General features: G+C 56.5%; 6 protein-coding genes. 5 read left to right on the top strand and 1 reads right to left on the bottom strand.

Translation table 11 applies throughout. The features are described 5' to 3' along the window. The first annotated feature begins 202 nt into the window (after positions 1 to 202). From HKK53_RS15575 to HKK53_RS15555, 5 genes are all read left to right on the top strand, one after another. Entirely contained in the window at positions 203 to 1,114 is a 912-nt protein-coding gene (locus tag HKK53_RS15575; RefSeq protein WP_169371561.1) for an SDR family oxidoreductase, read from the top strand. Between the two features lie 729 nt (positions 1,115 to 1,843). Then, the gene (locus HKK53_RS15570) at positions 1,844 to 3,637 is read left to right on the top strand and encodes a DUF1302 domain-containing protein (protein ID WP_169371560.1); all 1,794 of its coding nucleotides are present in this window, start codon (positions 1,844 to 1,846) and stop codon (positions 3,635 to 3,637) included. 23 nt (positions 3,638 to 3,660) lie between these two features. Further along, positions 3,661 to 5,028 carry a DUF1329 domain-containing protein gene (locus HKK53_RS15565; RefSeq protein ID WP_169371559.1) on the top strand — a complete coding sequence of 456 codons (1,368 nt, stop codon included), beginning with the start codon at positions 3,661 to 3,663 and terminating at the stop codon, positions 5,026 to 5,028. A gap of 301 nt (positions 5,029 to 5,329) precedes the next feature. Then, the gene (locus HKK53_RS15560) at positions 5,330 to 7,870 is read left to right on the top strand and encodes a LuxR C-terminal-related transcriptional regulator (protein WP_169371558.1); all 2,541 of its coding nucleotides are present in this window, start codon (positions 5,330 to 5,332) and stop codon (positions 7,868 to 7,870) included. A 209-nt stretch (positions 7,871 to 8,079) separates the two neighbouring features. Further along, positions 8,080 to 11,544, top strand: coding sequence for a dermonecrotic toxin domain-containing protein (locus HKK53_RS15555; protein WP_169371557.1), 3,465 nt, complete (start codon positions 8,080 to 8,082; stop codon positions 11,542 to 11,544). Between the two features lie 116 nt (positions 11,545 to 11,660). Here the strand turns inward: HKK53_RS15555 and HKK53_RS15550 are convergent, their stop codons facing one another. Further along, positions 11,661 to 12,446: an IclR family transcriptional regulator gene (locus HKK53_RS15550; RefSeq protein ID WP_169371556.1), complete on the bottom strand. Its 786-nt coding sequence runs from the start codon at positions 12,444 to 12,446 to the stop codon at positions 11,661 to 11,663. Positions 12,447 to 12,549 lie beyond the last annotated feature (103 nt).

Raw genomic sequence — 12,549 nt, 5'->3', positions numbered from 1 at the left:
TCGCGATAGCGGACTGACAGTCAACATCGACGTCGCCTGATATTCCGCCATCGCGAGCAAGCTGCTCCTACAGCTCCCACATCATCGCGGTCATCATCCCCCAGCCTTATCGCACACCATTCAGCCTCCTCGTCTTGATTGTGACCCGCCGCCCCGTGCCTGACACTCGAGGTCATCGTCCCTTGGCCTGCTGGAGTCCCCCATGAATGAGTCTGTGCGCTTCGAAGATAAAGTCGTGATCATCACTGGCGCCGGTGGCGGTCTCGGCCGGGCGCATGCGTTGCTGTTCGCCAGACAAGGCGCCAAGGTGCTGGTCAATGATCTCGGCGGTACGGCTCAGGGCGAAGGTGCCAACGCGTCGGCAGCCGACCGTGTGGTCGCCGAAATCCGCGAGGCCGGCGGCACCGCCGAGGCCAACCACGACTCCGTCACCGACGGCGACAAACTGGTGCAAAACGCCTTGGACGTGTTTGGCCGTGTCGATGTCGTGGTCAACAACGCGGGCATCCTGCGGGACAAGACCTTCCACAAAATGGACGACGCCGATTGGGACCTGGTTTACCGTGTTCACGTCGAAGGCGCCTACAAAGTCACCCGCGCCGCCTGGCCGCACCTGCGCGAGCAAAACTATGGCCGCGTCATTTTCACGGCTTCGACCTCGGGTATCTACGGCAACTTCGGCCAGTCCAACTACGGCATGGCCAAGCTCGGCCTCTACGGCCTGACTCGCACCCTGGCCATCGAAGGCCGCAAGAACAACATCCTGGTCAACGCCATCGCGCCTACCGGCGGCACGCGTATGACCGAAGGCCTGATCCCGCCGCAAGTGTTCGAACAGCTCAAGCCGGAACTGGTCAGCCCGTTGGTGGTGTACCTGGCCAGCGAAAATTGCCAGGAAACATCGGGGCTGTTTGAAGTCGGCGGCGGCTGGATGGGCAAGGTGCGCTGGGAGCGCAGTCTCGGTGCCGGGTTTGATCCGCGGGTGGGCTTCTCGCCGGAGGATGTGGCGGCGCACTGGGAGCAGATCTGTGATTTCGAAGGCGCGGCGCATCCGAAGGACAACATTGAAGCGCTGAAGGAAATGATGGCGAACTTGCAGAAATATACCCTCTGATCAAGCTTCATCCGGCAGGGCTTGCCTGAGTCCTGCCAATCCCGTCGCTACACCCCTCGTTCAAAAACCATCGCCCATAAAAAAGGCCGCTGCAAACGCAGCGGCCGAAGTAAGACGTAGATCAAGGAGCAATAAATCAACGTCAGTGAACACAGGGCGATGACTCGAAGAAGCTTCAACTCATCTGAAATCTTGCGCGAAAGGCCTGGGGTTCAACACAAGCTTTCGCGTCTTGCTTTGCGCCGGTTTCCCGTGAAAGCCCGGCAAGAATAAGGGTTTGAAGCCCAAGGAAAAACAGCGATTCGTGACATGCACTGTTACGGGGCGTGTAACAGTCCCGGATAACCACGGATCGCCCGCTTTTGTAGCAGCTGCCGAGGTACGAGGCTGCGTTCGGCTGCGAAGCAGTCGTAAAACTTGAGCACGCGGTCTTCCAGAAACACCGCGCCGCCTGATTTCACGACTGCTTCGCAGCCGAACGCAGCCTCGTACCTCGGCAGCTGCTACACCGGACGCAGGCTTCGGCAGTTGCTACAGAGCGGGCGCCAACCCGGCGTCATGCGTTCAGTTGATAACCCGCCATCCAGCCCATCCATACCCCGCGCAAAGCCCCGTCCCGTGCGGGCATTCATCCTTTGGAGGTACAACGCGAATACCTCCTTGGTGCGCTTATCGCTCTCGACGCGCGGCAGTAGGGTGAGGCCTTCTGTCACTCACCGGGGAAGACGCATGACAAAAACAACAATGCGCGCCATCTTCACGCCGCAGGCGCTGGCCGCTGCGGTGGCCTTGGGTTGCTGCGCCCAGGCGCACGCCGTTGCATTCAATATCGGGGAAATCGAAGGGACCTTCGATTCGTCACTCTCCGTCGGCGCGAGCTGGGGCATGCGCGATGCGGACAAATCGTTGGTGGGCACGGTCAACGGCGGGACCGGCCAGTCATCGACCGGTGACGACGGGCGACTGAACTTCAAGAAGGGCGAAACCTTCTCCAAGATCGTCAAGGGCATCCACGACCTTGAGCTGAAATACGGCGACACCGGGGTGTTCGTGCGCGGCAAGTATTGGTACGACTTCGAGCTCAAGGACGAGGACCGCGAGTTCAAGCAGATCAGCGACAGCGGTCGTAAGGAAGGCGCCAAATCTTCCGGAGCGCAGATCCTCGACGCCTTCGTCTATCACAACTATTCCATCGCCGATTTACCGGGCACTGTGCGTGCGGGTAAGCAGGTCGTGAGCTGGGGTGAAAGTACCTTCATCGGCAACTCGATCAACAGCATCAACCCGATCGACGTTTCCGCGTTTCGGCGTCCCGGCGCGGAGATCAAGGAAGGCCTGATCCCGGTGAACATGCTGTTCGGCTCCCAGGGCCTGACCGATCAACTGACCGTGGAAGGGTTCTATCAACTGGAATGGGACCAGACCGTTCTCGACAACTGCGGCACCTACTTCGGTGTCGACGTGGCGGCGGACGGTTGCAACAACAACTACAGCGTCGGCAGCCCGGCGATTGCCCCGTTGGCGCCACTGGCATCGGCGTTTGGCCAGCCGATCCAGGTCACCCGTGAAGGGGTGATCGTGCCCCGTGGCGGCGACCGCGATGCGCGGGATTCAGGGCAGTGGGGCACGGCGTTGCGCTGGCTCGGTGACGATACCGAGTACGGCCTGTATTTCATGAACTACCACAGCCGCACGCCAACCGTCGGCACCACGACCGCCGGCGCATCGACCCTGGCCAGCCTGCCGGGCATGGTCGGCATTGCCAACCAACTGGCGCCTGGCAGCGGTTCGGGTCTGGCCCAGAGCGTGATGCTGGGTCGCGGCCAGTATTACCTCGAATACCCGGAAGATATCCGCCTGTACGGCGCGAGTTTCTCCACCACCTTACCCACCGGCACTGCGTGGACCGGCGAGATCAGCTACCGGCCCAACGCCCCGGTGCAGGTCAATACCAATGACCTGACCCTGGCTTTGATCAATCCGATCGCTGGCGGCGCCGCCTCGCCGATTGCCACCACACCGGGCGCCGACAACAAAGGCTACCGACGCAAAGAAGTGACCCAGATCCAGAGTACCCTGACGCACTTCGTCGACCAGGTGTGGGGCGCCGAGCGCTTGACCCTGGTCGGTGAAGCGGCAGTGGTGCGGGTCGGTGGCCTGGAGTCGCGGACAAAGCTGCGTTATGGCCGTGACTCGGTCTACGGCCAGTACGGTTTCGGCGGTGACACCGATGGCTTCGTCACCTCGACCTCCTGGGGCTACCGCGCCCGGGCGATTCTCGATTACGCCAACGTGATCGGCGGAATCAACCTCAAGCCCAACCTGTCCTGGTCCCATGACGTCAGCGGCTATGGCCCCAACGGTCTGTTCAACGAAGGCGCCAAGGCCATCAGCGTCGGCGTCGATGCCGACTACCGCAACACCTATACCGCGAGCCTGAGTTACACCGACTTTTTTGGCGGTGACTACAACGTTCTGGAAGACCGCGACTTTCTGGCGCTGAGCTTCGGCGTGAACTTCTGATCTGGCTGAGAAGGATGATTTAGATGCGCAAAATAATTCTGCAATGCGGCGCCCTGGCCTTGAGCCTGCTAGCCGCCAACGTGTTGGCGGCAGTGTCGCCCGAAGAAGCCAACAAGCTCGGCACCAGCCTCACGCCGCTGGGCGCGGAGAAGGCCGGCAACGCCGACGGCTCGATCCCGGCCTGGACCGGCGGCATCCCGAAAAACGCCGGGGCGGTGGACAGCAAAGGCTTTCTCGCCGACCCGTTCGCCAGTGAAAAACCATTGTTCGTCATCACGGCGGCAACCGTCGATAAGTACAAGGACAAACTCTCGGAAGGCCAGGTGGCGATGTTCAAGCGCTACCCGCAAACCTACAAGATCCCGGTTTACCCGACCCACCGCACCGTCGCCGTGCCGCCGGAAATCTACGAGTCGGCCAAGCGCAGCGCGTTGAACGTGACCAGCATCAACGACGGCAACGGCCTGGCCAATTTCACCGGCAATCGCTATTACGCGTTTCCGATTCCGAAGAACGGCGTGGAGGTGTTGTGGAACCACATCACCCGTTATCACGGCGGTAACCTCCGGCGCATCATCACCCAGGTGACCCCACAGACTAACGGCAGCTACACGCCGATCCGCTTCGAAGAAGAGATCGCCGTCCCACAATTGATGAAAGACCTGGACCCGGAAAAAGCCGCCAACGTACTGACCTTCTTCAAACAGTCGGTGACCGCGCCGGCACGTTTGGCCGGTAACGTGTTGCTGGTCCACGAGACGCTCGACCAGGTCAAGGAACCGCGCCTGGCGTGGATCTACAACGCCGGCCAGCGTCGTGTGCGCCGCGCGCCGCAAGTGGCGTATGACGGGCCGGGCACCGCCGCCGATGGCCTGCGCACTTCCGACAACTTCGACATGTTCTCCGGTGCGCCGGATCGCTACGACTGGAAACTGATCGGCAAAAAGGAAATGTACATCCCGTACAACAGCTACAAACTCGACTCGCCGAGCCTCAAGTACGACGACATCATCAAGGCCGGGCACATCAACCAGGACCTGACCCGCTATGAACTGCATCGGGTCTGGGAAGTGGTCGGCACGGTCAAGCCGAGCGAGCGGCACATCTACGCCAAGCGTCACATGTACATCGACGAAGACAGCTGGCAAGTGGCGCTGGTGGACCACTACGACGGTCGCGGCCAATTGTGGCGCGTCGCGGAAGGTCACGCCCAGTACTACTACGATCACCAGGCCCAGGCCTACACCCTTGAAGCGCTCTACGACATCATCGCCGGTCGCTACATTGCCCTGGGGATGAAAAACGAAGAGAAGCACAGCTTTGAATTCGGCTTCGAAGCCAAGGCGGCGGATTACACGCCATCGGCGTTGCGCGCGGAGGGCGTCCGCTAAGCAACACCTCATTCCTTGTAGGAGCGAAGCTTGCTCGCGAAAGCGGCTGCCCATCCAACGATGATGTTGGCTGACACGACGCCTTCGCGGGCAAGCCTCGCTCCTACAGGGGCGGCGTTCGGTCCAACAACATCATCGTTGGATGTACCGACGTCTTCGCGAGCAAGCTTTGCTCCTGCGGGTTTGTGCGTGACTGGTGGGTCGCGTGCTTTATGAGGGGCAATCATCGTTCTGAATACTTCTCAACAAGCGCGTTGCACAGGGCTAGGGTTGCGGCACAACTATAAAAAGGCACGCCGCAATGACCGCCATGACCCCGTGTCTGGATCGTCCAGGATTTCTTCCTCGCCTGTCGTCCCACCACTTGCCGAGGGCTCGGTTGAGCGAACCGCTGTTGGCGTCGCCGGCGCGGGTAAAACTGATTTGTGCGCCGGCGGGCAGTGGCAAGAGCGCGCTGCTGGCCGAATGTTTGTTGCAGGCACCAGCGTCGTGTCGGGTGGTGTGGCTGGCGTTGTCCGGTGTGGTGTTGAGTCGGGCGGAGTTCTGTCAACGGTTGGCTGAAGTCCTGGAATTGCCCTCGGTCCACGAGTCCGCCGTGTTGGCGTACTTCGCCCGGGTACAAACCCCTGTCTGGTTGTTTATCGACGATTATTGCCGCGTTCCTGCGCCGGAACTCGATGGCTTGCTTGATCAGCTTCTGGCCGTCAGCAACCCGCTCATTACCTGGTGGCTGAGCGGGCGGCGGCGGCCGCACTGCAACTGGCCGCGCCTGTTGCTGGACGACGAGTTGCATGAGTCCGAAGGGCGAACGCTGGCGTTCACCCAAGCCGAGATCGAGCAGTTGCTGCGTCACGTCGAGGCACCGGTGGCGGCGAAAGCCGCCCGGCGCATTTTCCAGCGCAGCGGTGGTTGGTGCGCCGCCGTGCGCATTACCTTGCTCGATAGTTGCCAATGGGCGCGGGATCAACATTCTCCGGTCCGCTCCACCTTGCTCGATTATTTGCAGCACGAATTGTTCAGCTGCTTGCCCGCAGAACTGGCGGAGGCCTGGCAGGTGCTGGCCCATCTGCCACGGTTCAATGCCAGCTTGTGCGAACACCTGTTCGGCGCCGGGGAGGGCGCTCGCTGGATGCTCGAGTTACAAGTGCGTGGCTGTTTTATCGAAGCCTGGCACGATTCGCCGGACTGGTTGCAGGTGTTCGCCCCGCTAAGCCAATTGATGCGTGATGAGCCGTGGCCGGCCGGGCGTTCCTGGCATCGACGGGCCTGCCAGTGGTTTTGCGCCCAGGAGGACTGGCAAGCGGCATTCGAACAAGCGCTGATGGCCGAAGAATTCGAGGTAGCGGTCAGCCTGTTGCAGCATTTCAGTCTTGAGCATCTGTTTCTCGGCCAGAATGTGGTGTTGCTGCTACGCCTGCATGAGCAGCAGGGTGATGAACTGATGCTCGGCTCGCCGCACTTGGTCGGGCTGGTCACGGCGGCGTTGCTGTTCGCCGGACGTTTTGATCAGGCGGCGAGCTGCATTGCACAATTGGCGCGTTTTGCACCGCAACCGACCGCGCCACGGCAGCGACAATTATTGGCGCGCTGGCAGGCGCAAATGGGTTGGCTGCTGCATTTACAGGGGCGGATGGAAACGGCCCGTGCGCATTTTATCGAGGCGCTGACTGAGCTGGGGCCCGAAGCCTGGGCTGCGCGTTTGCTGTGCCTGTCCGGGCTGACTCAGCAGGCCCTGCTGAACGCCGATCTTGATGCCGCCCAGGCGCTCAACCGTGAAGCGCTGTGCCTGGCGCGGGCACAGAATTCGCTGCTGTTCGAAGGCTTGCTGGAACTTGATCACGCGCAATTGCTGGAGCAGCGTGGCGCCGCCGGGCGCGCCGAAAGCTTGTTGGCCAGCATTCACGAATTGTTGAGTCAGCAACCCGAACCGGCGACGCCTCTGTTGGGGCGTATCGCCTTGCGCCGTGGCCGTCTGGCCCTGAGCCAGGGCCAGGATGAGCGAGCGGCCGGGTTCTTTGATTCGGGCCTGCACGATTGCCTGCGCAGCCAGGACAAACGCGTGCTCTATGGTTTCCTCGGCCAGGCGCAATTGGCCGCCAATCAGGGCGACTATGCCCAAGCCTTTATCCGCTTGCGCGACGCCGAGCGCTTGATGCAGCAGCGGCAGATTCCCGACACGGTTTATCGCGGCGTGCTGTTGCAGGTCAGCAGCCAGTTCTGGTTGCAGCAGGGGCGGCCGGAATTGGCCCTTGAGGCGTTGACGCGGGTGTTGCGCCATTACCAAGGGCCGAATGCGCGGCAGGCTCCACCGGCGACGTTGGAGTTGATTCCGCGGATTGAGTATTTGTTGGTGCTGGCGCAAGTCCGCTTGGGTCATACGCCTCACGTAAAGCTCGATGATCTGCTTCGTCAAGCCAGGCAGCGCGGTATGGCGAACCTGGAAACAGAATTGTGCCTGGCTCAATCAGAAATCGCCTGGCTGGGCGGTGATGAAATGACCGCGTGTGAGGCTTGGCAAAAAGCACAGGAGTTGATTTCCCGATGGCACCTGCAGCAGGCGTTGAGTGATGTGACTCTGCGTCAGCCCGAGTTTGTTCATAGACTGTCCAATTCGAAGACAGAATTATCGTTACCTGTAAACAATATAAATCCTCTGAGCTTGCGGGAGTTGGAGGTGCTTGAGTTGATTGCAATGGGTAACTCAAATCAACAAATTGCCGAGCAATTGTATATCTCGCTCCATACAGTTAAGACCCATGCTCGAAGAATTCACGGAAAGTTGGGTGTGGAACGCAGGACGCAGGCAGTGGCAAAAGCAAAATATCTCGGTATCGTCACATAGAAATAATAAGTCATGCTCTGTTGTCGCTGGTCGAGTAGTTGATTGGTGCGTGCGTGTGCCTTGGTTTTTATGCGGCTGCAGGCATTCTTATTATTTATTACATATTCTTTGAAAAGAATTTAGACTTCTTTTCTTTGTGTGGTCTTTATAAGGTCGGCGCATTCTAGAAGTGGCTTGGTGTCACTTCGAATCAACAAAGGAATGTGCTGGTGAGTAGTCAAGAAAAGAAACTGTCGATGGTCCAGGAAAAGCTGATTGAGCTCAATAAAGTGAACTCGGCGATCGCCGCCGAATGCAACTCTATTCCGGACGTCGGACAGGTAATGCGCACGCTGATAATGGACGCGCTGGGTAGTCTGGATCCACGCCTGAATGTAGATGATATTTACATTAATCAAGTGTCCACGCTTTCACGAGGTAGCTATAACCCGGTGGGTTCGTTGTACCAGGTGATCCATGAATGCCTCGAGAAAAACCTCAAACCTCAATATACGATTGGTGTGTATGGCGTTTTCGATCAGCCGAACTCGACTTCGCAAACGTCACAAGTCAAAGGTATCAGTATCTATGATATTGAAAAACTGATTGAGGGTATCCTCGTAAATCTGGTGCCGGGTTACAACTTTCAGCTGAACAACTATTGGGTGACGCCCGCGAATAAAGACGCTCAAGGACGGCCTTTGCTGGCACCTAAGGACCGGTTCGAACAGCTTTATGCCAGCGCGTTCCGGTCTGAGTTGGAGATGGCCGTACACGCGGGCATGTTCACCGCCGATGACCAAGGCTGGATCAATAAGATGTATTCGGCTTCCAGTGTTTGGCCCCAATCGTTTTTCAAGGTGGCCATTACAGGGCTTAATGGCGAGCCGCAGGTCTTGCCATCGGCATTTGTCATACAAATTAATGGCATCAATAAACCTGAACTTGTTCCGGAAAATGACCGTTACAGCTGTGCACTCTATCTGCCGACTGAAGGGCTCAGGAAATTCAAAGACTCCCTGAGCCTTCATCAGTACGTGACCGCTCTATTGAGCGCTGAAAACAGTCGCAAGACGCTGCTTGATGAGCTACCTGTTGAAGTCGGTCATTCCATGCAGGGCGCGCTTAAAGTCCGTTTTTTCAGTATCAAAGATGATCTTTTTACATTTTGTGTTGCCGGGCAGATTGAAAAGCAAATGCTTGATATTGCCCACTACTGGAAAAAAGTACAGAAAACTGATGACGCCTTTCCAGCGGTCATCGGGCAAATACTGGGCGCACAATGCCTGGGTAATGGGGTGTCCAATGCTGGCGAGCGTGCGGCACGGTATATGGAACAGGCCACCAGGAGTAACTGGCCACAATGGTTGCAAGCCGCCTCCGCAATTGATCAGGACCGTCATATCGCATTGGAACGTGCCCATCTTTTAAGCGACATGGCACTTTATGAGGAGACCAAAACAGCCTCCTCGTTCAAGGCTTTTTCGCGTATTTCAGTGAAAGAATTCCTGTTGTCGGCTCGAGGCTTGGAAGTTGACCCTGATTATATTTTTGTTTTGAAGAAATATGAAATTAGGGTGGGTAATAATACTCGAGAAGCGGTAGGGCAACGTCAGTCGCTGACGGAGGTTTTCATGTGGGGTGTACATGATGAGACGCACCTTTATGATTTGGAACTTGAAGATGCCAAAGCCTTCCCCTCCTTGACGCCATCGTTCCTGCAAGGTGCAATTAAACTTCTGGACCTACGAGTTAAATACGCCGCACAGCGGCAAAGCCTTTATGCCTTGCGAGCGGTGCAGGACGCCATGCGGACGAACCTGAGTTGTGTCACCGCGTTGAGCTTGTTCAGGGCTGGTCTGCAAAAGCAGCTGAGTGCTAAAGCTTATAACCTGGTTGAGTCTTATCACTTGGGCAACCCGGCCAATACCAGCTTCGGCGTAGCCGATGGGAATAGAAAACCTCTGAGGGACGTGGTGGTGTATGCCGTAAGGGGCACAGCGCCAGGACCTAAAATGCATGTGTTGTATATGCCAGGTGGTCCGCTTGGTAGCGAGTGGTTTGAGTTTGATAACTTGCACGATTTGCAGAAAACGCTTCTCAGACTACATCTCTCTGTGCGGGGTAGAGAATACCTGAATAGCCAAACTCATGCTGAATATCGTGAGCCCATGAGTAAATTAGAGATAAGTTTGTCTGATTATATGAGTTGGGGTGATTATCTGAAATATGTACTGGTCGTCCGTCCAGACAATCCAAAGGACGCTTTATTAGCCGGCGTCAAAAACCTCATTGCCTGGGCCGCAGCTGAAGAAGAGGCCGCTACCCCTGCATGGTATAGAAAAGCCAAAGACACTGATCGTCATTTTCATACGCGACTTGGTTCCGATAAAAAAATCATCCTTGAACGCGGAAAGAAATGGTTAGGTCTCGAATCGCTGAGTTCGTTTTCGAGGAACTTGGTGCATAAAGAAATTAACGGGGAGTTGCGTCGGCGAGGTGTGTACGTGGAGATAGATCCTGATCAGGTGAACGTCAAGTTGAGAGGTCAGGAACATATGACGCTCACTCAGCTGTTTATAAATTGGCAATTGTGGGATCGTGTTGATGATCTCACTTGGCCGAAGTCAGATCTTCCTGATTCCCGCTTTCCTAATGCTATGGATCTAAGGTTCGTTAATGGAGGTGCCGTGGAGGGATTGAATTACGCTATAATTAACAAATTTATTGGTTTGCGGCCGGCAGACCAGTATATCGAGTATCTGAAGCGCTTTACTAATACCTCCGACATTTCGCTACTGAACCATCGGCGCGTGTACCACGCTCGACTGAAACAGAATGAAATGCTGATTGGTGCGCTTGAACAAAAAATGCAAGGGTTTCTGAGCGAATCGCAATTCAGTTGGTTGAAAGACATCATCGATGATTTGGATTTGGATCCGGGTACCACCCCTTGGGCATGGTCTCCACAAATAGGTAATACTGGAATTCGCGCGTTTCACATCGCGGGCAGGCGTGTTGAGGGGGCTTATATATTCAGCAATGTTGGAAAGGGTAAGATAGAACATTTTCTTTATCTTCCTGGCGCTCCGAGCGCGCAACGGTTTCGTTCGTATTTGTCATTCATGAGCGATATTCACACCCACGACACACAAGATATGATTCTGAGCGGTGTCGCTACTAAAGATTATGACGCGGTATTCAATTACTTTGAGAGGAAGAACTTTTCTGGTTTGTCGTGGGATGTCTTTACAGAGCAACAAAATCAGGCAGTCAACTTTTACAGGGGCGAGTTTGATAGGGGGGTAAATCGAATAATTTCAGATGTCGACAGTGCGACGCTTAGTCTCTCCGAGTCGATTGTCAATAATGTTTTTATTGCCGTTAATTTGATTGCCGATATCGTTTCTCTGTTTTTCCCTCCCGCAGGTGTGGTGGTGGGTGTTGTGCGCGTTATCGTTGGGGTGATTAACGGTATCATTGCGTATAGTAATGGTGACGATAAGGCCGCTAACGCTTATTTCGCTTCGGCATGGGGTCAGGCTATCAAGATTTACTTGGGCGTTATAGCGCCAGTCGGAATCGAGGCAGTAGGATTCAATGTTCTTTCGCGTATTGAAGATATAGCAAGTATCGTATCAACGATCACGAAAGTTCCGGTAGGTGTCGGCTACATTACTTATGTTGTCGAATGACCCGTTTTCGTTTTGTTTGCTTTGCCAGCTTGAGTCGTCGGATGAGTTAAAGTTTCGCTGTTGCTAAAGAATAGCTATTTGAATGGCTTATTCTTCAGGACGGTTTTGCCTGAACGTTACTGTTCAGGCAAGTACCCCATCCGCCAACTCACGGCCCGGGTCGCCGCTAGCAAACGCTGCGCCGCCGGGCCGTCTTCATCGGCGTGGAACAACGATGTCGGGCCGACGATGGTCAGTACGGCGGCGACGTGGCCGATCGCATTGAACACCGGCGCCGACAACGCATCCACGCCAGGCATCAACAGTCCGTGAACATGGTGCAAGCCACGTTCGCGGATCTGTCCGCGCAATGCGGCGTAGACCTGATCATCGGCCAAGGCATGGGCTTCGCTGGCCTGGATTTCCAGTTCGCGTAAATCCATCGTTTCCCGATCTGGCAAAAAGGCGCCGAACACCAGCCCCGTCGAAGAACTGAGCAACGGCAACACCGACCCCAATTGCGTCACCACCGTCACCGCGCGCACGGCCGGTTCGATGTGCACCACGGTTGCGCCCTGATTGCCCCACACCGCCAAAAAGCAGGTTTCGTTCAAGTCATCGCGCAACTCGGCCAGGGGCAGGGCGGCGACTTTCAGCACGTCCATACTGTTGAGGGCGGCGAGGCCTACGCGCAGGGCTTCACGACCGAGACCATAGTGGTTGGTCGCGGTGTTCTGCTCGGCGAAACCGCTGGCGATCAGCGCCTGCAAATAGCGGTGAACCTTGCTCGCCGGCATCTGCACGTGTTCGGCCAGGCGCGACAATGAGGTCGAGGGCGACAGTTCGGCCAGGGCCTTGAGGATGTCGGTGCCGACCTCGGCCGAGCGGACTTTCTGTTTATCGTTGTTGCGCGGCTTTTCCATGGAGGCGGTGTGATCCCGGGACGAATGGGCGTCTTTATAGCTTGACGGTCAATACCAATCAAATTACGTTAAGCGTAATCCGATTACGATAAAAATAACCCTG

Source organism: Pseudomonas sp. ADAK7 (assembly GCF_012935675.1).
Taxonomy (GTDB): Bacteria; Pseudomonadota; Gammaproteobacteria; order Pseudomonadales; family Pseudomonadaceae; genus Aquipseudomonas.
Note: the sequence above shows the minus strand (reverse complement) of the source record. Positions and strands in the feature narration are given on the sequence as shown.